This is a genomic window from Citrobacter sp. Cc139, from assembly GCF_030334645.1.
GTDB lineage: Bacteria > Pseudomonadota > Gammaproteobacteria > Enterobacterales > Enterobacteriaceae > Citrobacter > Citrobacter werkmanii.
The window spans coordinates 85,955-108,564 of record NZ_JAOWDM010000011.1; the positions used below are offsets into that span (position 1 = coordinate 85,955).

The following is a 22,610-nucleotide window of genomic DNA, read 5'->3' on the forward strand; positions in this document are numbered from 1 at the left end:
GGATTATTTAAGCAAGGTGCCCCAGTTTTCTACCCAGGGATTAGATTCGCTTTCCGGTTCAGGATGCTCGCTGGCATCAATCAGCAGCATTTCACCTACACGCTGCGCGCTTTGTTCCTGTAACAGCGCATCGAACTGCTTGCCGCCATTGCAAAAATTAACGTAGCTGCTGTCGCCAAGCGCAATGACGCCATAACGCAGATTAGGCTGGAAACCAAGACTATCTTTGATTCCCTGAAACAGCGGTACGATGCTATCCGGCAGATCGCCCTGCCCGGTCGTTGAGGTTACCACCAATGCATATTTATCCTGATATGCCTGCCAGTCGGTAAGCTCCGGGTCTTCAAATACCGTGGCTTTATGGCCCTGCGCAGTTAAAATCGCCTCGGCCTCTTCGGCAACCAGCAGCGCGTTTCCATACATCGTGCCGACAAAAATTCCAATTTCCGCCATAACCTTTATCTCCAGGGACTTAAGAATCTATCTGTTCATCCTGACCTGACAGCCCGCTGAACTCAACCCTTTCATTCTCCGGGAGAAGTCCGCGCCAGCCAAACTGTGACATCGCCTGCATCCAGACCTCATCCAGCCCGGCGCGAATAACCAACGGCTCGCCAGTGAAAGGATGAGTCAGCTCAAGCTGGCTGGCATGCAGCATCAAGCGCTGACAGCCGAAATGCTCTGCGGCGCTGCGGTTTTGCCGTAAATCACCATGCTTGCTGTCGCCAATAATCGGATGGCGCAAGTGAGCCAAATGGCGTCTGAGCTGGTGCTTACGACCGGTCTGAGGCTCCAGTTCCACCAGCCCGTAACGGGTGGTGGGATAGCGCCCGGTCGCCACCGGCATTTCTACCGTCGCCAGACCGCGATAATGGGTGACCGCAGGCTGCGGCTCTTTATCCTCGCGGGCAAATTTATCGGCTATCTTATCCAGCTCTTCCACCAGCGGGTAATCCAGCACGGCGTCGTCCATCAGCCAGCCACGCACAATCGCATGATAGCGTTTCTGCATTTGATGATGTTCAAACTGCTGAGACAGCAACCGCCCGGCTTCGCTGGACAGCCCCATCAGCAGCACGCCGGAGGTCGGTCTGTCGAGCCGGTGGGCGGTAAACACGTGCTGACCAATCTGGTCGCGCACCGTTTGCATCACCACCACTTTCTCATCGCGGTCGAGCCAACTGCGGTGAACCAGCCAACCAGAAGGTTTATTGACCGCAACCAGCCATTCGTCCTGATAGAGGATCTCCAGCATCAGGCGTTATCACTTGTAAATAGCGCATCCAGTTCCTGCAATGCCGTCAGGAGAATGTCGCGTTGCGGGTGATCGGCCGTCAGCGCCATTTCGTAATACGGTGCGATGGCAAAAGCCTGCGGTAGCGGCTGCGCATTATCAAGCAGCGTATGCATGCGGGGAATCAACACCCACTGCAGCCATTCGACCGGCTCCATGGTATCCATACAAAAAGGCTGCGTGCTGGCAAACAGATGCTCTGCTGGCTCGTCCATCCGCCAGTGATGATGTTCACGCAGTAGCGCTTCAAGCACGCGTAACTGCTGGCGCACACGGTCATGAGTCGTCATGAAATTAACCTCAATGATGAAAAATCTGGCGCGAAGAATAGCATTAGTGAAGAGGAAATAAAAAAAGGGAGCACTGTAAAAACAGTGCTCCCGGTTCGTTTCGCAGCATTCCAGCTACTTTTGGTGCTCCCTGCTCATCCGTGACAACTTTTCCTGTGGTCTTGCGACCTTGTTCATCCTGAACTTTTGCATCCTGCTCACACCACCCCGATGTGAAAACTTCATCCTGAAGCGTCCTGGCCATCCTGACCCGCCGAACATCCTGACCGGCTCTCATTCTCCATCCTGGAGGTGTCCTTTAACGCATCCCGCGCTTTCCTCTTTACTTCATCCTGAAGCCTGTCCTTGCAACACCATCCTGGTGTGTCCTGCCGAAGAGCCATCATCCTGATGTTCACTTCGTTGTGCGACTCCTTGTCGACGGATATAGAATCGCCTGTTTCGCTTTGTCTTACAAGATACCTACAGACATACCCTTAAGATAATTTTCATATGAAAGTTGACAATAAAATATTAACAGATTGAATTATAAGTAATTATTAGTTTTTCAATTCATTAAGCCTTCACTTATTACCTGGCAATGTCCTACAGGGTTTGTAAGAGATATCTCACACGATTGAGGGCAAACTGGATTACAGAACTGGCTTAAGTTGAGTGAGGAATTCCGCAAGCGAGGCCGCCAGCACCGTTCGTTGACGGGTTCCCAGCGTTTCTTTGCACACTTCACCGGACAGATTGCACACCGAGATGACATCAAGTTCGTTGTCCTGCGTGGCAATAAAAAGCGTAGGCGAGAGCTTGAGTCGCTTTTGCGTAACCAGGTGACCAATCAGGTTTTCCTGGACGCGCCTGAAGTCATCCTCACTCCAGGTTTGCAGCAACGTCAGCTTTTCATTCGCAAACTGCGCGTGCATATCCCCGGCAAACTGGGTGGTGTAAAAAGCATGAACGGCAGGTTGTATCACAATGTCAAAGGCACGTTCAACCGCATTGACGTTTTTTTCACCGACAAAAGGTTGAGGTTGCCAGTAAACCGCATCGTTAGCGGAAGAAATGATGCATGGTGAAGGTACGCCATACAGCTCTTCGCTGAGCGGCCAGCTGTTGTTTTTGTCATGCCACGCGTCGCAATAACGCGTCGTAAAGGCTGTCAACGCCTGCGCTGTCAATTCGTCCACTGATTTCTCTCTTCACAAAAGCCAGGATACACTTGTCGCATAGTGTATCTGGTTTATGACGGTGAAACATGTCTTCTTATGAAAATCATCGGGCGCTTGACGGCCTGACTCTCGGTAAATCAACGGATTACCGGGACAATTACGATGCCAGTTTGTTGCAGGGCGTTCCGCGCAGCCTCAACCGCGACCCGCTGGATTTAAAGGCCGATAATTTGCCTTTCCACGGTGCCGACATCTGGACGCTGTATGAACTGTCATGGCTGAATGCTAACGGCTTACCGCAGGTTGCGGTCGGTCATGTGGAGCTGGATTACACCAGCGTAAATCTGATTGAATCGAAAAGCTTTAAGCTGTACCTGAACAGTTTTAACCAGACGCGTTTTGACTCCTGGGAGGCGGTACGCCAGACGCTGGAAAACGATCTGCGCGCCTGCGCTCAGGGCGATGTCAGCGTGGCGCTATACCGCCTTGACGAACTGGAAGGACAACCGATCGCCCACTTTAACGGCGCCTGTATCGATAATCAGGATATCTTCATTGATAACTACCAGTTCAGCACTGAATATCTGGAAAATGCCGTGAGCGGCGAGAAAGCGGTGGAAGAGACGCTGGTCAGTCACCTGCTGAAATCCAACTGTCTGATCACCCACCAGCCCGACTGGGGCTCCATACAAATTCAGTATCGCGGACGCAAAATCGACCGGGAGAAGCTGCTGCGTTATCTGGTCTCCTTCCGCCACCATAATGAATTTCACGAGCAGTGCGTGGAGCGTATTTTCAATGACATTCTGCGCTTCTGCCAACCGGAGAAACTGAGCGTCTACGCGCGCTACACGCGGCGTGGCGGTCTGGACATTAACCCATGGCGCACCAATACCGATTTCACGCCAGCTACGGGCCGACTGGTACGTCAGTAATCTTTTTTCTCAATTTTGCGTGTCGGATTCCGCGCGCAAGGTTGTGAAAGGCCATCAGCCAGGGCTATTGTAACTACCAGGGAATGACGTTTTGCGTCCCATAAGGAGTCTACTTGATTACACATATTAGCCCACTTGGCTCAATGGACATGTTGTCGCAGTTGGAAGTCGAATTACTTAAACGCACGGCCAGCAGCGACCTGTATCAACTGTTTCGTAACTGTTCACTTGCCGTTCTGAACTCCGGTAGTCTAACCGACAACAGCAAAGAACTGCTGTCCCGCTTTGAAAATTTCGATATTAACGTGCTGCGCCGCGAACGGGGCGTGAAGCTGGAGCTGATTAACCCGCCTGAAGATGCGTTTGTTGATGGGCGCATCATTCGTGCGCTGCAGGCCAACCTGTTTGCCGTGCTGCGCGACATTCTGTTCGTCAATGCTCAGATCCATAACGCGGGTCGTTTTCAGCATCTGGATCTCGAAAGTTCAGTGCATATTACCAACCTGGTGTTCTCGATCCTGCGTAACGCCCGGGCGCTACATGTCGGTGAAGCGCCGAACATGGTCGTCTGCTGGGGCGGTCACTCAATCAACGAAAATGAATACCTGTATGCGCGTCGCGTCGGCACCCAGTTGGGCCTGCGTGAGTTGAACATCTGTACCGGCTGCGGTCCGGGAGCGATGGAAGCGCCAATGAAAGGCGCAGCGGTCGGTCACGCCCAGCAGCGTTACAAAGACAGCCGCTTTATTGGTATGACTGAACCGTCAATCATCGCCGCTGAGCCGCCTAACCCGCTGGTTAACGAACTGATCATCATGCCAGACATTGAAAAACGTCTGGAAGCGTTCGTGCGCATCGCCCACGGTATTATCATCTTCCCGGGTGGCGTCGGGACTGCGGAAGAGCTGTTGTATCTGCTGGGGATCCTGATGAACCCGGCGAATAAAGATCAGGTGCTACCGCTGATTTTGACCGGACCAAAAGAGAGCGCCGATTACTTCCGCGTGCTGGACGAGTTTATCGTGCACACGCTGGGGGAAGATGCCCGCCGACACTATCGCATTATCATTGACGATGCGGCGGAAGTTGCGCGCTTGATGAAAAAAGCGATGCCGTTGGTAAAAGAGAACCGTCGCGACACCGGAGACGCCTACAGCTTTAACTGGTCGATTCGTATCGCACCTGATTTACAGATGCCGTTCGAGCCGTCCCATGAAAACATGGCTAACCTGAAACTGTATCCGGATCAACCCGTTGAAGTTCTTGCGGCCGACCTGCGTCGTGCATTCTCGGGTATTGTGGCCGGTAACGTGAAGGAGGTTGGCATTCGCGCCATCGAAGAGTTTGGCCCGTACAAAATCCACGGTGACCGCGAAATGATGCGCCGCATGGACGATCTCCTGCAGGGATTCGTTGCGCAGCATCGTATGAAGTTGCCAGGCTCCGCGTACATCCCTTGCTACGAGATCTGCGCCTGACCTTCAACACCCGATAGCAGACGCTATCGTGGTGACAGTTTTGTCCATATCAAAGCCGGGTTTGGCGCAGTCGCTTCCCGGCTTTTTTAGTGATACCAGTCACATAGCTCAGACGATTATATAAATACCAATGATATGTCGTTAAAAATCACGCGCCACGCAAACGATTACCTCCAAAAACCAACCGTTATTTATCTCAGGAAATTATTATTAGTCGCCAAAATCCTCTAAAAACAACAGTTTTTACAGCGCAACGCTCGTATCTTCGCGCCTTCGCTTTCATGAGATATGTCGTTAATGTTAGCCTCTGCGCCCGTAAATTCGCTTTGACTATTTTTTAACAGATTAATGGTCCAAATTTATCCACATAAAAGGTGGATTATTGCATTTGGGATCGCGATCACTGATACATTCATTACTAAAATGTATCTTTCCGCCCGCAAATTATTACGGCGAAAAATTATATAAAAAATCGCTCAACGAATTTCGATTTACAGTCGGGTTCTTTCTCATTGGATTGACCCCAAACCCGACTTTTTAAGCTTCCTCCAGGAGAAATAGATGGAAAACACTCAAACCAGCACTATCGTTACGGGCCAGACCCGCAGCGCATGGCGCAAGACGGATACCATGTGGATGCTGGGCCTTTACGGCACGGCGATTGGCGCGGGTGTATTGTTCCTGCCGATTAACGCAGGTGTAGGCGGTATGATCCCGCTGATCATCATGGCAATCCTTGCCTTCCCAATGACCTTCTTTGCACACCGTGGCCTGACCCGCTTCGTGTTGTCCGGTAAAAACCCGGGTGAAGACATTACTGAAGTTGTAGAAGAACACTTTGGCGTTGGCGCAGGTAAACTGATTACCCTGCTCTACTTCTTCGCAATCTACCCGATTCTGTTGGTTTACAGCGTAGCAATCACCAATACCGTTGAAAGCTTCCTGACCCACCAGCTGGCGATTACTCCGCCGCCGCGTGCCATCCTGTCTCTGATCCTGATTGTCGGCATGATGACCATCGTGCGCTTCGGTGAGCAGATGATCGTGAAAGCGATGAGCATCCTGGTATTCCCATTTGTTGCTGCCCTGATGCTGCTGGCTCTGTACCTGATCCCTCAGTGGAGCGGCGCGGCGCTGGAAACACTCTCTTTTGACTCTGCGGCTTCTACCGGCAACGGTCTGTGGATGACTCTGTGGCTGGCGATTCCGGTAATGGTGTTCTCCTTCAACCACTCTCCGATCATCTCCTCCTTCGCCGTGGCGAAGCGTGAAGAGTACGGTGATGACGCTGAGAAGAAATGCTCCAAAATCCTGGCATTCGCTCACATCATGATGGTACTGACCGTTATGTTCTTCGTTTTCAGCTGTGTACTGAGCCTGACCCCGGCGGATCTGGCTGCAGCGAAAGAGCAGAACATCTCTATCCTGTCTTACCTGGCGAACCATTTCAACGCGCCGATTATCGCCTGGATGGCGCCAATCATCGCGATGATCGCTATCACCAAATCCTTCCTCGGCCACTACCTGGGCGCACGTGAAGGTTTCAACGGTATGGTGATTAAGTCTCTGCGCGGCAAAGGCAAAACCATCGAAATCAACAAACTGAACAAAATCACTGCACTGTTCATGCTGGTAACCACCTGGATTGTGGCGACGCTGAACCCAAGCATCCTCGGTATGATTGAGACCCTGGGCGGCCCAATCATCGCGATGATTCTGTTCCTGATGCCGATGTATGCCATTCAGAAAGTACCGGCAATGCGTAAATACAGCGGCCATATCAGCAACATCTTCGTTGTAATTATGGGCCTGATCGCTATCTCCGCAATTTCCTACTCTCTGTTCAGTTAATTCCCCTGCGCCGCTCCCCGGGGCGGCGCACCTCGATACACAATGGACGCCTCATGATTAGCGTATTCGATATTTTCAAAATCGGCATTGGCCCTTCCAGCTCCCATACTGTTGGCCCGATGAAAGCAGGCAAACAATTCACGGATGACCTGATTGCACGCGGAATCCTCACTGACATAACCCGCGTAGTGGTTGATGTTTATGGTTCTTTGTCCCTGACGGGGAAAGGCCACCATACCGATATCGCAATTATTATGGGTCTGGCGGGTAATCTGCCGGATACCGTAGACATTGATGCCATCCCGGCCTTTATCCAGGATGTGAACACTCATGGGCGTTTGCTGTTGGCGGACGGTCAACATGAGGTCGAATTCCCGGTCGACAAGTGCATGAATTTCCATACGGACAATCTGTCCCTGCACGAAAACGGGATGCGTATTACTGCACTGGCGGGCGAAAAAGCTATTTACAGCCAGACTTACTATTCCATTGGCGGTGGGTTCATCGTTGATGAAGAACACTTTGGTTTACCGAACAGCGCTCCGGTAAACGTACCGTATCCGTATAAATCTGCGGCGGATTTGCAACGTCATTGCCAGGAAACCGGCCTGTCGCTTTCCGGCCTGATGATGCAAAACGAACTGGCGCTGCACAGCAAAGAAGAGCTGGAACAGCACTTTGCCAACGTCTGGGAAGTGATGCGTAGCGGGATTGAGCGCGGTATCACCACCGAAGGCGTATTGCCGGGTAAACTGCGCGTTCCGCGTCGTGCGGCGGCGCTACGGCGTATGCTGGTAAGCCAGGACAAAACCACCACCGACCCGATGGCGGTTGTTGACTGGATCAACATGTTCGCGCTGGCCGTGAATGAAGAAAACGCTGCCGGTGGACGTGTGGTTACCGCGCCAACCAACGGCGCATGCGGGATTGTTCCTGCCGTGCTGGCTTACTACGACAAGTTTATCCGCGAAGTGAACGCTAACTCGCTGGCACGCTACATGCTGGTCGCGAGCGCCATCGGTTCACTGTACAAGATGAACGCCTCTATCTCCGGCGCCGAAGTCGGCTGTCAGGGAGAGGTTGGCGTAGCCTGCTCCATGGCAGCTGCCGGTCTGGCTGAACTGCTGGGCGGTAGTCCAACGCAGGTATGCATCGCGGCGGAAATCGGTATGGAACACAACCTGGGTCTGACCTGCGATCCGGTTGCCGGCCAGGTTCAGGTACCGTGCATTGAGCGTAATGCCATTGCTTCGGTCAAAGCGGTTAACGCCGCGCGTATGGCGCTGCGCCGTACCAGCGAACCGCGCGTGTGCCTCGATAAAGTCATCGAGACCATGTACGAAACCGGGAAAGACATGAATGCCAAATACCGCGAAACCTCTCGCGGCGGTCTGGCGATGAAGATTGTCTCCTGCGATTAATTCTCAGCACATTTTAGGATCTGTAGGCCGGATAAGGCGCTCGCCGCCATCCGGCTTTTATTGCCTGATGGCGCTTCGCTTATCAGGCCTACGGATAGCACTATTTCGCAATGCTCGCCTCCCCCCGCCGTGAATGTTACCCTACAGCCTGATTTGTTAGGGAGAACACCGTGGCCGTCCACTTACTTATTGTCGATGCACTGAATCTTATCCGCCGCATTCACGCCGTACAGGGATCTCCCTGCGTGGAGACGTGCCAGCACGCGCTCGATCAATTAATTGTGCACAGTCAGCCCACGCACGCCGTGGCGGTATTTGATGATGAAGCGCGCAATAGCGGCTGGCGTCACCAAAGACTGCCTGATTACAAAGCCGGTCGTCCACCGATGCCAGATGACTTGCATCAGGAAATGCCCGCCTTACGCGCCGCTTTTGAACAGCGCGGCGTCTGCTGCTGGGTCTCCAGCGGTAATGAAGCCGACGATTTAGCCGCCACACTGGCGGTTAAAGTTTGCCAGGCGGGACACCAGGCCACCATCGTCTCCACCGATAAAGGCTACTGTCAGTTGCTCTCCCCGACGCTGCGTATTCGCGACTATTTTCAGAAGCGCTGGCTGGACGCACCGTTCATTGAGAAAGAATTTGGCGTGCTGCCGCAACAACTGCCCGATTACTGGGGGCTGGCCGGGATCGGTAGTTCAAAGGTTCCTGGCGTGGCAGGTATTGGCCCCAAAAGCGCCACACAATTGCTGACGCAGTTTCCAACGCTGGAAGGGATTTACGCGCATCTTGATGAGGTGCCGGAAAAGTGGCGCAAGAAGCTTGAGATGCATAAAGAAATGGCGTTTCTGTGTCGCGATATCGCACGACTGCAAACGGACTTACATATCGACGGGAATTTACAGCAGCTACGGCTGGCTCGGTAGTGTTATTGCCGGATGGCGGTGTAAACACCTTATCCGGCCTACTTATCGTACAACCCTGTAGGCCGGATAAACGCCGGGTGATTACCAGGCGGTATGGTACAGCTCAACGATATCGCCCAGGCTCGCTTCACGCGGATTTCCCCCGGTACAGACATCATCAAATGCAGCCTGCGCCAGCGCAGGAATATCCTCTTTGCGTACGCCAACATCGCGCAGGTGCCGCGGGATCCCAACATCGTGGTTAAGGGCAAATACCGCATCCACCGCCGCTTTCCGTGCTTCTGCCAGCGTCAGTCCTTCAACCTTCACGCCCATCACCCGGGCGATATCGCGGAATTTCTCCCCGGTGTATTCGGCGTTATAGTGCATCACATGCGGCAGCAAAATGGCATTTGCAACGCCGTGCGGGGTGTTATAAAACGCGCCCAGCGGGTGCGCCATGCCATGAACTAATCCCAGACCAACGTTGGAAAAACCCATTCCCGCCACATACTGGCCCAGCGCCATCGCTTCCCCCGCCTGACTGTCGCCCGCGACCGATCCGCGTAAAGCCCCGGCAATAATTTCAATCGCTTTAATGTGCAGCGCATCGGTAAGCGCCCACGCCGCGCGCGTGATGTATCCTTCAATGGCATGGGTCAGGGCATCCACACCCGTGGCCGCTTTTAACGCCGCAGGCATGCCGTCCATCATGTCAGCATCGATAAACGCCACCTGCGGAATATCGTGTGGATCGACACAAACAAACTTACGCCGGTTTTCTTCATCCGTGATCACGTAGTTAATGGTCACTTCCGCCGCCGTCCCTGCTGTGGTTGGGATAGCCATAACCGGCACGCTCGGGCAGCGCGTCGGGGATAACCCTTCGAGGCTGCGTACATCCGCAAACTCAGGGTTATTGTTGATAATGCCAATCGCTTTACAGGTATCCTGCGGGGAGCCTCCGCCAATGGCTATCAGATAATCTGCGCCACTTTGCTCAAAGACCGCCAATCCTTCCTGCACCACCGCAATGGTTGGGTTAGGTATAACACCTGAATAGATGTCCCACGCCAGACCCGCGTCATCCATCCGGGACGTCACCTTCTCGACAACACCGCACCGCACCAGGTTTTCGTCGGTCACAATCAGCGCCTTGCGATAACCACGACGGATGACTTCATCGGTCAATGCACCAACAGCTCCCCGGCCAAACCATGCCGTTTCGTTCAGAATCATTCTGTTCGCCATCGTATTTCTCCTTTTCGCTATGCGAAATTACTCTTCAATTCGTAATCCGTAAGATTTGAATTTCTCCAGCACAATAGCGATCTCCTCATCGTCCAACACCGGAACCGGATCAACAATGGCCAGGGTGCTCAGATAAAGGCGCGCCAGAACTTCCACTTCATGCGCCAACCACAGTGCTTTTTCCAGATTCGCTTCACAAGCAATCAGCCCATGGTGCTGTAAAAGCGTTGCCTTACGGTTTTTCAGGGCGACGCTCACATGCTCTGACAGCTCTCGTGTACCAAACGTCGCATAAGGCGCACACGGAATAGAGTTTCCCCCCGCCGCCGCAATCATGTAATGGATTGCCGGAATTGGACGGTTGAGAATCGAAACGGCCGTACAATGCACAGCATGGTTATGGACGACCGCATTGGCGTCCGGACGCGTCTGGTAAGCCGCCAGGTGAAAACGCCATTCGCTGGAGGGTAACTGACCTTTATCATATTTCCCGTCGTTATCTACATACACGATCATGTTTTCAGTAAGTCTTTCATAAGGAATACCGCTGGGCGTGATCAACATCCCATTCTCATATCGCGCACTCACATTTCCCGCCGTCCCCTGATTTAATCCAAGACTGGTCATTTCAAGACAGGTTTCAATGATTTCTCGTGACAAACGCATTCTTTCCATAATGATTCTCCGGGTACAGTTTCTCCTCGTCTTTAATTGCGAAAAATGTAGCCGCAGAGTAAGACGGGTCAGGTTTCAGATATGGGCAGCCACTGAATGTGTTTATTCAGATCCAGTTGGCCGATTTATTTATAGCAACGTATTATTGTTGTCTTACGCGCTTAATAAGTTTCATCGGTACTTTTACAGTTTCTTTAATAGGTTGGTCGTCTATGGCACTCATCATCATATCGAATGCTTTTTCCGCCCAAACATTTTCATCCTGCTGCATTGACCAGACATTATTGGCGAGGAATCCCAGCATCGGATGTTCATCGAATGTGCCAATATTAATATCAGGTGGAATTGTGCCGAAACGATGGCGAATAGCGTTAATAGCACCTTCCAGTACGGGTAATGATGAGGCTATAAACGCCTGTGGCCGCCCCTGTTCACCAATCAATCTATCCATCAGTTGAAAGCCACCTTCAGGAGTGTTGTCAGGACCTTCTCGCACCCAAACACGGTGATGAATACTATTATTCTTCAAAGAATTAAGGTAACCTTGCAGACGATCGCCAATACTGGGTAATCCGGTATCTCCGACTAAAAACCAGATTGGAGCCTTTCCGGCATCAAACAAACTTTGCGTCAACTTTTCGCCGCCTAAAATATTATGACTTTCAACCAATGCGTTATCGGTATACTTAAAATCACGGTCCAGTAACACCATCGGTTTTCTGACCTGGCGTAAATGGTGTTGCTGATTCTCCAATGTAGAGGGAACAATAAAAAGGCCATCAACATTGCGAGCGATTAACGCTTTGGTCAATTTATTTTCGTAATCAACATCATCATAGGTACAGCTAATCATTAACTGATAACCGGAGCGACGACAGCGTTGCTCAAGTTTCTCGGCGAGAGTGGCAAAAAAAACGTTGGAAATATTGGGAACAATCAGTCCCAATGTATCCGTTTTATTCAATTTCAGGCTACGGGCTGAATGGTTTATGACGTAACCATAGCGCTCAACATATTCATTAATACGCGTTTGGGTTTTGACACTGATTCGATATTGCTCTGCTTTCCCGTTCAGCACCAGTCGTACGGTCGTAACCGATAAATTCAGATCGCTGGCTATCTGTTCTACTGTTTTAGCCATTTATATGCCCCAGTCCACATCCAAAAACGTCAATCTCCAATCATAAAAGTATTTTAAACTTTTGTCTTACTGCATAAGTTGATTAATCGCCTGCTGCTGATCCCACATCATCAGATAAGCCTGGTATTTGCGGTCATAGAAGTCCCGCCGTGCCGGATTAGCCTTAATAATCTCGCCGGAGCGAACCATCGCCTGGCATGCAGATGGAATATTCGCCCACGCGCCGCTTGCTACCGCGCCGGTGATAGCTGCCCCTAACGTCACTGCATCTTCTTCCTGCATAAGATGAATATCGCATCCGGTAGCATCGGCATATTCCCGCATCCACAACGGGTTATGCGTTGCGCCGCCGCACAGCGCCAGTCGGGAAATGGTATGGCCGTTTTCACGCATCACTTCCATAATGTGCCGCGTGCCGCAGGCAATCGCCTGTAACGTCGCCAGGTACAGGCGAGCCACCTGCATCTCGCCTCGCTCAAGAGTCAAGCCGCAGACGCTGCCCCGTGCATCGGGTCGCGCGCGGGGGGAGCGATTGCCATGGTGATCGGCCAGCACATGCAAATAACGACCAGGTTCAAACTCCTTCCTCTCAAGTTCCGCAACCCATTCGTTGACTAAAACGATCGGATGGCAACCCCGCGCCTCGGCCTTATGAAATAGCTCGGCACTCGCGCCTGATTCCTGGAGCGTCCAGTCGACCAATGCCCCAGCAGCGCTTTGCCCTCCCTCCGTCAACCAGTAACCAGGCAGCATGGCAGACCAATACGGTCCCCATACGCCCGGCGTATAAATTTCCTGTTCGCTGCACAGCATATGGCAGTTTGACGTTCCGCTAATCAACGCTAACGTTCCCGTAGGCTCAACGCCAGCAAGCGCCAAACCGCCTGCATGGGCATCAATCATCCCACTGGCGACGACAACTGCCGTCGTCAGCCCCAGCGCCTGGGCCGCATCGGCGCTAAGCGTTCCCACAGCGGCGCCTGGCGGAAGAATATGCGACGGGATTTTGCCCGTTAAATCCGTTAACTCTACGGCGTCGAGCAGAGAGTGGCTAAAGCGTTGTTCATGGGCCAGATAGTTCCATTTACAGGTCAGCGTACACAGACCGGCAACGTCACTCCCGGTGGCTTTACAGACAAGATAGTCAGCCAAATCGTAAAAACGATGCGCACTGTGCCAGGTTGCAGGAAAGTGTTTTTTTAGCCACAGCACCTTGGGAAGCTCCATTTCGACGCTGACTTCACCGCCAACGTAACGCAGAGCCGGATCCTGCGTAGCGTTAATATGCTGAGCTTCCTGCACCGCGCGATGATCCATCCACATGATGATGTTATGGTCTGATGGTTCGCCTGGTGAAACCGCCAGGCCCTGCCCCTGCTCGTCGAGAGCCACCAATGAACAAGTGGCATCGAATCTCAGTGAACGGATATCCTCAATGCAGATCCCGGATGACGATACTGCCCCCTTAACCGCATCGCAAACCTGCTGCCAGATTTCTGCAGATGACTGCTCAACCCGATCGGGGCCGGGTCGAAACTGCGAGACAGGGCGTGTCGCAAAGGCCAGACGTTTGCCGCTGGCATCGAACACACCCGCCCTGACACTGGCAGAGCCGACATCCACACCGAGGAAATATCCACTGCTCATAGTAACTCCCTGACGTTAGCTAATAGTGGGGCGAGTACCTCGCCCCAACGCTCTTATTTTTTACCGAATGGGTGTAACAGCTTGTCAATTTCTGGGGTATCAATGTTCTTCGCACTAACGAATTTCACCGGAATATCAATCTCTTTTGGTACAGACTGACCGGATACCGCCGCATTCAGCGTCTTGATACCCTGATAGCCAATCTGGTAGGCGTCCTGCACAACAAAGCCCTGAATCACCCCGGACTTCAGGAAGGCAATAATGGCCTCGGTGCTGTCAAAACCAATCACCTTCACTTTGCCTTTCAGGTTTTGACTATCAATTGCGTTTGCTACGCCGAGCGTTGAGCCTTCATTCGTGCCATAAATCCCTGCAATATCCGGGTTGGCCTGAATCATATCGATGGTTTTATCCATCGCTTTTTGCGGATCGCCATCGCTATACTGGACCGGTAGCACCTGGATATCCGGATATTTCTCCTTCATGCGGGCAATAAACCCTTCTGAACGCTCAATCGCTGAGGAGGTCCCTGCTACGTGCGCAATAATGCCCACTTTTCCTTTGTTGCCCACTTCTGCTGCCAGCGCGTCTGCCGCTTCAGCCCCGGCTTTACGGTTATTCGTGGCGACAAAACTGACCGGAATATCAGAATTCACACCGGAGTCAAAAGTCACAACTTTAATGCCGCGTGAATTTGCGGTCTCAACTAATGGCGCCAGCGCATTGGCATCTAACGCGGCCAGTAATAGTCCATTAGGTTTTTGCGCCATCGCGTTTTCAACTAACTGAATCTGCTCGGCAATCTGAGTTTCATCCGCCGGGCCCACGTAGCTGGTTTTGTCACCCAACTCTTTTGCTGCCGCTTCCGTCCCCATTTTTACGGTTTGCCAGAATTCATGCTGGAAACCTTTACTGACCACGGGAAGATTCATATCTTTAGCCAAAACGCTGGATGTCATACAGGCCAGCAGGGATAACGCATAGATAAAATTCCTGGTTCTCATTGTTTTACTCCGTTCTGAGTGAGTCACCCTAAACGTCAGGGTTATGATGTCCCGTGACTTCCGGGAGCGTAAATCAACGAATTTTTTTGCGTAATGTGTCGAGATAAACCGCAGCAATGACCACTATCCCCATGGCCACCATTTGCCAGAACTGGGAAACACCCATCAGGTTCAGACCATTTTTCAACACGCTCATAATGAATGCGCCAATGATAGTGCCGCCGATGGTGCCAATCCCGCCCATCAGACTGGTACCGCCAATAACGACCGCCGCGATGGCTTCCAGCTCATAACCCACACCGACCGTCGGCTGCCCGGAGTTTAAACGTGAGGCCAGAATGACCCCGGCAATCCCGGTCAGCAGACCACAAAAGGCGTAGACGAAAATTTTCACGCGCTGCACTTTAATCCCGGAAAGATGTGCCGCCACCTCATTACTGCCCACCGCGTAAACATAGCGGCCTATCACCGTTTTCTTCAGGATGTACGCGGCGATGAGCGCCACCACCACCAGGTAAAAAACGGGATAGGGCAGCACATCAAACAACCGTCCCTGGGCCAGCATTTTGAAGGTGGGGTAATCAGCGAAGTAAATCGCGCGGCCATCGGTCATCACCATATTGATACCTCTGACGGACATCATCAGACCCAGCGTGGCGATAAAAGGCGGGATAGTCATTTTGGTGACCAGCAGACCATTGATATAGCCGCATAATCCTCCAGCCAGTACACCTGCAAGAATACAGACGGGCAGAGGCAATCCCAGCGTGGCGCAGATACCTACCGCGACACCAGAAAATGCCACGACTGAACCGAGAGAAAGGTCGATCCCTGAAGTGATAATGACGAAGGTAACGCCAATCGCCATAATGCCAATCACCGAGGTTTGTAGGGCAATTGTCATAATGTTTTCAGTGTTAAAGAAAAATGGCGAACCAAAGCTAAAAAATATTACCAAAATAATCAGACTTAAAAGTGGCGCAAGGCGCATTAAAAGTTCTTTGTTAATTTTTATTTTCTTATTATTGCTGTCTGAAGAGGTTACAGAGATAGTCATAAGTTAGTCCTCTAACGTCGCATATTGCATGATTTTTTCTTGTGTGGCGTCATCAGAAGCTAGCTCCCCGGTAATACGCCCATTACGCATCACTAAAATGCGATCGCACATACCCAGCACTTCCGGTAATTCAGAGGAGATCATGATAATTGATTTCCCTTTTGCCACCAGCCGATTCATTAATTCATAAATTTCAAGCTTGGCCCCCACATCAATCCCGCGAGTGGGTTCATCAAAGATGAGAATATCGGTGTCTTTACACACCCATCGGGCAATAATAATTTTCTGCTGATTACCACCACTTAAATTCAAGGCGGCTTGCTCTAAATGTGGTGTTTTAATACGTAGGGCTTTAACCTGTTCCTCGCTGGTTTTCTGGCAACGTTTGCTGTCCACATTGCCAAAACGATCGGAATACTCAGGGTAATTGCCCAACATAATATTGCGCTCAACGGACAGCCCTAATGCCAGTCCCTCTTTTTTCCGGTCCTCGGTTAAATAGCTGATACCCTGTTGGATAGCATCAGGAATATCTTTAATCACCGTAACTTTACCGTTCAGCTTAAGGGTTCCACCATCAATGGGATCCGCGCCAAAAATCGCCCGCGCCAGCTCAGTACGCCCTGCGCCCATCAGACCGGCGAAGCCCAGGATTTCTCCTTGGTAAAGCGTGAAATCAATATTGTTCAATACACCATTACGCGTCAGCCCACTCACTTCCAACACGGGCTTACGTTGAGCCAAAGGTTCACGGCGAGGATAAATATTACCGAGGTCACGCCCGACCATCATGGCAATCAGGTCGCTAATTTTGACCGCATCATAATCCACGGTGGCAATAAACTGCCCATCGCGCATTACCGTAGCGCGATCGGCTATCAGCGCCAGCTCCTCCAGTCGGTGCGAAATGTAAACAATGCCAGTCCCCTGTTCTTTCAATAAACGGGTTACCTGAAACAAGCTGTCGATTTCCGTTTCCGTCAGTGCCGCTGTAGGTTCATCCATAATAAGAATCTTGGCATTAACCGATATCGCTTTAGCTATCTCAACCATTTGTTGTTGAGCAACGGTCAGATCGGCAACCAGCGTGTCTGGCGCGATATTCAGGTTTAACTTTTGCAAAATATCGATCGCAGCCTGCCGCTGTTGTTTTTCGTCCAGACGCCAGCGATTATTTTTGCAAAACTCCCTGCCAATAAATATATTTTCTTCAACGGTGAGTTCAGGGAATAGGTTAAATTCCTGATGAATAATCGTGATACCTGCACTTTGCGCACTTAACGGGTTAGCGAAAGTAACCGGCTGCCCCTCAAAAATAATCTCCCCTTCGTCAGGCTGATAAACACCGGATAAGATCTTCATCAACGTAGATTTTCCTGCGCCATTCTCACCCAGCAGCGCATGAACCTCACCTTTGTGTAAAGCAAAATCCACATTACTCAACGCTAATACGCCGGGAAAACGTTTCGTAATATGACTCATCTGTAAAAATGTTTCAGACATTGCTGCTTTCCTCAATATACAGAAACTGCAGTCAGTGAATCAGGCGAAAACAAGATTCCAGAGGGCCATCGTCACCGTTAATGCGAATACTACTTACAAGTTCATATGCGTTTTATCAATTATGCTAACTCGAGTTAGCGAAGTGCCTTTTAAAGCTATTTTAGCTACTCAAATTAGCCAAATCATTTGGTTTAAAACTGTGATGCTGAACAGACAATTTATTATATGATTATGATTTAAAAGGTTTTTATTAAAAATCTGCGTATTTGTTTATTTGACGCAGATCGAATTTTAACCACTTCTCGTGAAGCCTCTCACAGTTCCATAACAAAAAAGTTGTGTAAAAAACTCTCCAATACCTAAGCTAACTCGAGTTAGCAAAAATGGGTAATTCAGCCAACTGCGACAGTGGTGTCCAACATCCGCTTTTGCAGCACGGCACAAAGTGAGATGAGGAACCTCGAATGAGAAAAAATAGCTTACCGAAGATTGGTATCCGCCCGGTTATTGATGGTCGTCGTATGGGGGTACGTGAGTCGCTTGAAGAGCAAACCATGAATATGGCGAAAGCCACCGCCGCGCTTATTACGGAAAAACTTCGCCATGCCTGTGGCGCACAAATTGAATGTGTAATTGCCGACACCTGTATTGCCGGTCTGGCGGAATCCGCAGCCTGTGAAGAAAAGTTCAGCAGCCAAAATGTTGGCGTAACGATTACCGTTACCCCCTGCTGGTGTTACGGCAGCGAAACCATCGACATGGATCCGATGCGTCCGAAAGCTATCTGGGGCTTTAACGGCACAGAACGCCCTGGCGCCGTTTATCTTGCTGCCGCGCTGGCTGCGCATAATCAAAAAGGTCTGCCCGCGTTCTCCATTTACGGTCACGACGTACAGGATGCCGGCGACACCACCATCCCCGCCGACGTCGAAGAAAAACTGCTGCGTTTCACCCGGGCGGGCTTAGCCGTTGCCAGTATGAAAGGTAAAAGCTATTTATCCGTAGGCGGCGTTTCTATGGGCATCGCCGGTTCTATTGTCGATCATAACTTCTTTGAATCCTGGCTGGGAATGAAGGTTCAACCTGTTGATATGACTGAACTTCGCCGTCGAATTGATCAGAAAATTTATGACGAAGCTGAACTGGATATCGCACTGGCGTGGGCAGACAAGCATTTCCGCTACGGCGAAGATCAGAACGCGCAACAGTATAAGCGTAACGAAGAGCAGAGCCGCGCGGTACTGAAAGAAAGCCTGCTGATGGCGATGTGCATCCGCGACATGATGCAAGGCAATCAGAAACTGGCAGACAAAGGTCGTGTTGAAGAATCGCTGGGTTACAACGCGATTGCCGCGGGCTTCCAGGGCCAGCGTCACTGGACGGATCAATATCCAAACGGCGACACTGCCGAAGCACTGCTGAACAGCTCCTTCGACTGGAATGGTGTGCGTGAACCGTTTGTTGTCGCGACTGAAAACGACAGTCTCAACGGCGTAGCGATGCTGTTTGGTCATCAACTCACTGGTACAGCACAGGTTTTTGCTGATGTGCGCACCTACTGGTCGCCAGAGGCGGTGGAGCGTGTCACGGGTAAACCGCTGACCGGGCTGGCTGAGCACGGCATTATTCACCTGATCAACTCTGGATCGGCAGCCCTGGATGGTTCCTGCAAGCAGCGCGATGGCGAAGGGAAACCAACCATGAAGCCGCACTGGGAAATCTCGCAGAAAGAGGCTGATGATTGTCTGGCGGCGACCGAATGGTGTCCGGCTATTCACGAATACTTCCGCGGCGGCGGTTACTCCTCTCGCTTCCTGACCGAGGGCGGCGTGCCATTCACCATGACCCGCATCAATATTATCAAAGGGTTAGGGCCGGTGCTGCAAATCGCCGAAGGCTGGAGCGTGGAGTTACCAAAAGAGGTGCATGCTCAGCTTGATGCGCGTACCAACTCGACCTGGCCGACCACCTGGTTTGCCCCGCGCTTAACCGGTAAAGGTCCATTCAGCGATGTCTATTCCGTCATGGCTAACTGGGGCGCAAACCACGGTGTGCTGACGATTGGTCACGTCGGCGCGGATTTTATTACACTTGCCGCCATGCTGCGTATTCCGGTTTGCATGCACAACGTGGAAGACGAAAAAATCTATCGTCCTTCAGCCTGGGCAGCCCACGGTATGGATAGCGAAGGCCAGGATTATCGTGCCTGCCAAAACTACGGCCCGCTGTATAAACGTTAATGTGGCTTAGCCCGGTGGCGCAAGCTTACCGGGCCTACAGACGAGTGAACCTTAGGCCGGATAAGCGCAGCGCCATCCGGTAGCGTTTCAGGAGTTGTTATGAAACAAGACGTTATCCTGGTACTCGATTGTGGCGCAACCAACGTGCGGGCCATTGCCGTTGACCGGCAGGGAAAAATTATCGCCCGCGCCTCAACGCCCAACGCCAGTGATATTGCCGCAGAAAACAGTGCCTGGCATCAGTGGTCGCTGGAGGCCATTTTGCAACGTTTCGCCGACTGCTGTCAGCGGCTCTCTACGCAACTGGCCAATTGCCGTATCTGTGGGATCGCCGTCACCACCTTCGGCGTAGACGGTACGCTGGTCGATCAACACGGCAAACAGTTATATCCGGTAATCAGTTGGAAATGCCCGCGCACCGCAGCAGTGATGGAAAATATCCATCGCTACCTGTCGCCGCAGCAACTGCAGGAAATCTCCGGCGTCGGCGCGTTCAGCTTCAATACGCTGTATAAACTGGTGTGGCTGAAAGAAAACCATCCACAACTGCTCGAACAGGCACACGCCTGGCTGTTTATTTCGTCGCTTATCAACCACCGTTTAACCGGCGAGTTCACCACAGATATCACTATGGCGGGCACCAGCCAGATGCTGAACATCCAGCAGCGCGATTTCAGTGATGACATTTTGCAGGCTACCGGCATACCGCGCCGGCTGTTTCCACGCCTAGTGGAAGCGGGCGAACAGATTGGGGCACTGCAACACGAGGCCGCCATCCTGCTCGGGCTTCCAGTGGGTATTCCGGTGATATCTGCCGGGCACGACACGCAGTTTGCGCTGTTTGGCGCGGGGGCTCAGCCAGACGAACCGGTGCTCTCTTCCGGTACATGGGAAATTCTGATGGTGCGCAGTGCGCAGGTGAACACCTCTCTGCTCAGCCGTTATGCGGGTTCCACTTGTGAATTAGACAGCCAGGCCGGACTGTACAATCCCGGCATGCAGTGGCTGGCCTCCGGCGTACTCGAATGGGTGCGTAAGCTGTTTTGGACTGCCGAAACGCCCTGGCAGACGCTGATTGACGAAGCCCGGTCCATTCCTGCAGGCGCAGAAGGCGTCAAGATGCACTGCAACCTGCTGGCCTCTCAGAATGCGGGCTGGCAAGGGGTTACGCTCAATACCACCCGCGGGCATTTTTATCGCGCCGCGCTGGAAGGACTGACAGAACAGTTGCAGCAGAATTTGCACACGCTGGAAAAAATCGGTCATTTCCAGGCCTCTGAATTGTTATTGGTTGGCGGGGGCAGCCGTAACGCATTGTGGAACCAGATTAAAGCTAACGTTCTCGGGATCCCTGTCAAAGTGCTGGATGACGCCGAAACCACCGTGGCAGGCGCCGCAATGTTTGCCTGGTCAGGTATGGGTGAATTTACCACCCCGGAACAGGCTCGTGCCCAGGTAAGCTACCAGTACCGTTACTTCTATCCGCAAACCGAATCTGAACTGACAGGAGTCGAGTAACATGCTCAAAACGATATCACCCTTAATTTCTCCCGACCTGCTGAAGGTGCTGGCTGAAATGGGTCACGGCGATGAGATTATCTTTTCCGATGCCCATTTTCCGGCTCACAGCATGGGACCGCAGGTGATTCGCGCCGACGGTCTGCTGGTCAGCGATCTGCTGCAGGCGATTATTCCGCTTTTTGAACTGGACAGCTACGCCCCGCCGCTGGTGATGATGGCGGCAGTAGAAGGCGACGCTCTCGATCCTGACGTCGAGGCTCGCTATCGCCAGGCGCTTTCCTTACAGACCCCCTGCCCAGACATCACGCGTATTGACCGTTATGCCTTTTACGAACGCGCGCAAAAGGCGTTTGCGATCGTTATCACAGGAGAACGGGCAAAGTACGGGAATATTCTTTTAAAAAAAGGGGTAACGCCATAATCTCTGGTCAGCATGCCCGTCTGGTACGGGCATTCTGCATAAAATGAGGATCAGAACATGAAAGCGGCGCGCCAGCAGGCCATCGTAGATCTGCTTACCCACCACAAAAGCCTGACAACCGAAGCCCTGTCTTTGCAGCTTAACGTCAGCAAAGAGACCATCCGCCGCGATCTCAGTGAATTACAAACCCAGGGCAAAGTGCTACGCAATCACGGACGGGCCAAGGCCATTCACCGGAAAAATCAGGACAGTGGCGACCCGTTTCATATTCGACTCAAAAGCCACTATGCGCACAAAGCGGATATTGCGCGGGAAGCGTTGGCATGGATTGAAGAAGGAATGGTGATCGCCTTAGACGCCAGCTCAACCTGCTGGTATCTGGCGCGTCAGCTACCGGACATCGACATTCAGGTTTTTACCAACAGCCAACCCATTTGCCAGGAATTGGCAAAACGCGAACACATTCAGCTCATCAGCTCTGGCGGCCGCCTTGAACGTAAATACGGCTGTTATGTTAATTCCGCGCTCATCTCGCAGCTAAAATCCCTCGATATCGACCTGTTTATTTTTTCCTGCGAAGGGATCGACAGCGACGGCACGCTCTGGGACTCCAATGCCACCAACGCAGACTTCAAATCCATTCTGCTTAAGCGCGCATCGCAATCTTTATTGCTGATCGATAAAAGTAAGTTTAATCGTTCCGGGGAGGCCCGGATTGGGCGTCTGGATGGTGTGACGCATATCGTGTCAGATACGCAGCTGATTGAAACAACATAGACCGGATAAGACGTTTACGCCGCCATCCGGTCTATGTTT

At 51.8% G+C, this 22,610-nt stretch carries 20 protein-coding genes; 9 read left to right on the top strand and 11 right to left on the bottom strand.

Going from position 1 to position 22,610, the window contains the following annotated elements; translation table 11 throughout:
- Positions 1–3 precede the first annotated feature (3 nt).
- The 4 genes from OGV69_RS00490 to syd all read right to left on the bottom strand — a co-directional run bounded on the left by OGV69_RS00490 (position 4) and on the right by syd (position 2,762).
- On the bottom strand, positions 4–453 hold the full coding sequence (locus OGV69_RS00490) for a flavodoxin (RefSeq protein ID WP_038633219.1): 450 nt from the start codon (positions 451–453) through the stop codon (positions 4–6).
- A 19-nt stretch (positions 454–472) separates the two neighbouring features.
- Entirely contained in the window at positions 473–1,255 is a 783-nt protein-coding gene (truC, locus tag OGV69_RS00495) for a tRNA pseudouridine(65) synthase TruC (RefSeq protein WP_069324543.1), read from the bottom strand.
- A complete protein-coding gene (locus OGV69_RS00500) occupies positions 1,255–1,584 on the bottom strand; it encodes a YqcC family protein (protein ID WP_069324542.1) in 330 nt (109 codons plus the stop codon). The genes truC and OGV69_RS00500 overlap by 1 nt, the downstream gene beginning before the upstream one ends.
- A gap of 632 nt (positions 1,585–2,216) precedes the next feature.
- Positions 2,217–2,762, bottom strand: a complete 546-nt coding sequence (syd, locus tag OGV69_RS00505; protein ID WP_069324540.1) for a SecY-interacting protein — start codon at positions 2,760–2,762, stop codon at positions 2,217–2,219.
- Positions 2,763–2,830: 68 nt separating this feature from the next.
- Here syd and queF point away from each other — a divergent pair, with 68 nt between their 5' ends.
- The 5 genes from queF (at position 2,831) to xni (ending at position 9,355) form a co-directional block, all read left to right on the top strand.
- Positions 2,831–3,679: an NADPH-dependent 7-cyano-7-deazaguanine reductase QueF gene (queF, locus tag OGV69_RS00510; RefSeq protein ID WP_069324539.1), complete on the top strand. Its 849-nt coding sequence runs from the start codon at positions 2,831–2,833 to the stop codon at positions 3,677–3,679.
- A 113-nt stretch (positions 3,680–3,792) separates the two neighbouring features.
- Positions 3,793–5,157 carry a nucleotide 5'-monophosphate nucleosidase PpnN gene (gene ppnN / locus OGV69_RS00515; protein ID WP_038633231.1) on the top strand — a complete coding sequence of 455 codons (1,365 nt, stop codon included), beginning with the start codon at positions 3,793–3,795 and terminating at the stop codon, positions 5,155–5,157.
- Between the two features lie 561 nt (positions 5,158–5,718).
- Positions 5,719–7,008 carry an HAAAP family serine/threonine permease gene (locus OGV69_RS00520; RefSeq protein ID WP_069324538.1) on the top strand — a complete coding sequence of 430 codons (1,290 nt, stop codon included), beginning with the start codon at positions 5,719–5,721 and terminating at the stop codon, positions 7,006–7,008.
- A gap of 53 nt (positions 7,009–7,061) precedes the next feature.
- On the top strand, positions 7,062–8,429 hold the full coding sequence (locus OGV69_RS00525; RefSeq protein WP_069324537.1) for an L-serine ammonia-lyase: 1,368 nt from the start codon (positions 7,062–7,064) through the stop codon (positions 8,427–8,429).
- Between the two features lie 170 nt (positions 8,430–8,599).
- Positions 8,600–9,355, top strand: a complete 756-nt coding sequence (gene xni / locus OGV69_RS00530) for a flap endonuclease Xni (RefSeq protein WP_038633235.1) — start codon at positions 8,600–8,602, stop codon at positions 9,353–9,355.
- An 81-nt stretch (positions 9,356–9,436) separates the two neighbouring features.
- Here xni and fucO read toward each other — a convergent pair whose 3' ends face one another.
- The 7 genes from fucO to OGV69_RS00565 all read right to left on the bottom strand — a co-directional run bounded on the left by fucO (position 9,437) and on the right by OGV69_RS00565 (position 17,612).
- The gene (gene fucO, locus OGV69_RS00535) at positions 9,437–10,585 is read right to left on the bottom strand and encodes a lactaldehyde reductase (protein ID WP_069324536.1); all 1,149 of its coding nucleotides are present in this window, start codon (positions 10,583–10,585) and stop codon (positions 9,437–9,439) included.
- Between the two features lie 27 nt (positions 10,586–10,612).
- Entirely contained in the window at positions 10,613–11,260 is a 648-nt protein-coding gene (fucA, locus tag OGV69_RS00540) for an L-fuculose-phosphate aldolase (RefSeq protein ID WP_003034062.1), read from the bottom strand.
- Between the two features lie 142 nt (positions 11,261–11,402).
- A complete protein-coding gene (locus OGV69_RS00545; RefSeq protein ID WP_069324535.1) occupies positions 11,403–12,401 on the bottom strand; it encodes a LacI family DNA-binding transcriptional regulator in 999 nt (332 codons plus the stop codon).
- 66 nt (positions 12,402–12,467) lie between these two features.
- On the bottom strand, positions 12,468–14,048 hold the full coding sequence (locus OGV69_RS00550; protein WP_227408999.1) for an FGGY-family carbohydrate kinase: 1,581 nt from the start codon (positions 14,046–14,048) through the stop codon (positions 12,468–12,470).
- A 53-nt stretch (positions 14,049–14,101) separates the two neighbouring features.
- Positions 14,102–15,052 (bottom strand): ABC transporter substrate-binding protein, encoded by a 951-nt coding sequence (locus OGV69_RS00555; protein WP_069324533.1) that lies wholly within the window; start codon positions 15,050–15,052, stop codon positions 14,102–14,104.
- A 73-nt stretch (positions 15,053–15,125) separates the two neighbouring features.
- Entirely contained in the window at positions 15,126–16,109 is a 984-nt protein-coding gene (locus OGV69_RS00560; protein WP_038633251.1) for an ABC transporter permease, read from the bottom strand.
- Positions 16,110–16,112: 3 nt separating this feature from the next.
- Positions 16,113–17,612 carry a sugar ABC transporter ATP-binding protein gene (locus OGV69_RS00565; RefSeq protein ID WP_069324532.1) on the bottom strand — a complete coding sequence of 500 codons (1,500 nt, stop codon included), beginning with the start codon at positions 17,610–17,612 and terminating at the stop codon, positions 16,113–16,115.
- Positions 17,613–18,076: 464 nt separating this feature from the next.
- Between OGV69_RS00565 and fucI the strand changes: the two genes are divergently transcribed.
- The 4 genes from fucI (at position 18,077) to fucR (ending at position 22,571) form a co-directional block, all read left to right on the top strand.
- Complete coding sequence (fucI, locus tag OGV69_RS00570) at positions 18,077–19,852, top strand: L-fucose isomerase (RefSeq protein ID WP_069324531.1); 1,776 nt, start codon at positions 18,077–18,079, stop codon at positions 19,850–19,852.
- Between the two features lie 99 nt (positions 19,853–19,951).
- Positions 19,952–21,370 carry an L-fuculokinase gene (gene fucK, locus OGV69_RS00575; RefSeq protein WP_069324530.1) on the top strand — a complete coding sequence of 473 codons (1,419 nt, stop codon included), beginning with the start codon at positions 19,952–19,954 and terminating at the stop codon, positions 21,368–21,370.
- 1 nt (position 21,371) lies between these two features.
- Positions 21,372–21,794 (top strand): L-fucose mutarotase, encoded by a 423-nt coding sequence (gene fucU / locus OGV69_RS00580; RefSeq protein ID WP_006686989.1) that lies wholly within the window; start codon positions 21,372–21,374, stop codon positions 21,792–21,794.
- Between the two features lie 57 nt (positions 21,795–21,851).
- The gene (gene fucR / locus OGV69_RS00585; RefSeq protein WP_069324529.1) at positions 21,852–22,571 is read left to right on the top strand and encodes an L-fucose operon activator; all 720 of its coding nucleotides are present in this window, start codon (positions 21,852–21,854) and stop codon (positions 22,569–22,571) included.
- Positions 22,572–22,610: the final 39 nt, after the last annotated feature.

Coding starts and splice junctions, on each gene's coding strand:
- OGV69_RS00490 (WP_038633219.1), bottom strand. CDS start 453: ATGGCGGAAATTGGAATTTTTGTCGGCACGATGTATGGAAACGCGCTG.
- truC (WP_069324543.1), bottom strand. CDS start 1,255: ATGCTGGAGATCCTCTATCAGGACGAATGGCTGGTTGCGGTCAATAAA.
- OGV69_RS00500 (WP_069324542.1), bottom strand. CDS start 1,584: ATGACGACTCATGACCGTGTGCGCCAGCAGTTACGCGTGCTTGAAGCG.
- queF (WP_069324539.1), top strand. CDS start 2,831: ATGTCTTCTTATGAAAATCATCGGGCGCTTGACGGCCTGACTCTCGGT.
- OGV69_RS00520 (WP_069324538.1), top strand. CDS start 5,719: ATGGAAAACACTCAAACCAGCACTATCGTTACGGGCCAGACCCGCAGC.
- OGV69_RS00525 (WP_069324537.1), top strand. CDS start 7,062: ATGATTAGCGTATTCGATATTTTCAAAATCGGCATTGGCCCTTCCAGC.
- fucO (WP_069324536.1), bottom strand. CDS start 10,585: ATGGCGAACAGAATGATTCTGAACGAAACGGCATGGTTTGGCCGGGGA.
- fucA (WP_003034062.1), bottom strand. CDS start 11,260: ATGGAAAGAATGCGTTTGTCACGAGAAATCATTGAAACCTGTCTTGAA.
- OGV69_RS00545 (WP_069324535.1), bottom strand. CDS start 12,401: ATGGCTAAAACAGTAGAACAGATAGCCAGCGATCTGAATTTATCGGTT.
- OGV69_RS00550 (WP_227408999.1), bottom strand. CDS start 14,048: ATGAGCAGTGGATATTTCCTCGGTGTGGATGTCGGCTCTGCCAGTGTC.
- OGV69_RS00555 (WP_069324533.1), bottom strand. CDS start 15,052: ATGAGAACCAGGAATTTTATCTATGCGTTATCCCTGCTGGCCTGTATG.
- OGV69_RS00560 (WP_038633251.1), bottom strand. CDS start 16,109: ATGACTATCTCTGTAACCTCTTCAGACAGCAATAATAAGAAAATAAAA.
- OGV69_RS00565 (WP_069324532.1), bottom strand. CDS start 17,612: ATGTCTGAAACATTTTTACAGATGAGTCATATTACGAAACGTTTTCCC.
- fucI (WP_069324531.1), top strand. CDS start 18,077: ATGAGAAAAAATAGCTTACCGAAGATTGGTATCCGCCCGGTTATTGAT.
- fucK (WP_069324530.1), top strand. CDS start 19,952: ATGAAACAAGACGTTATCCTGGTACTCGATTGTGGCGCAACCAACGTG.
- fucU (WP_006686989.1), top strand. CDS start 21,372: ATGCTCAAAACGATATCACCCTTAATTTCTCCCGACCTGCTGAAGGTG.
- fucR (WP_069324529.1), top strand. CDS start 21,852: ATGAAAGCGGCGCGCCAGCAGGCCATCGTAGATCTGCTTACCCACCAC.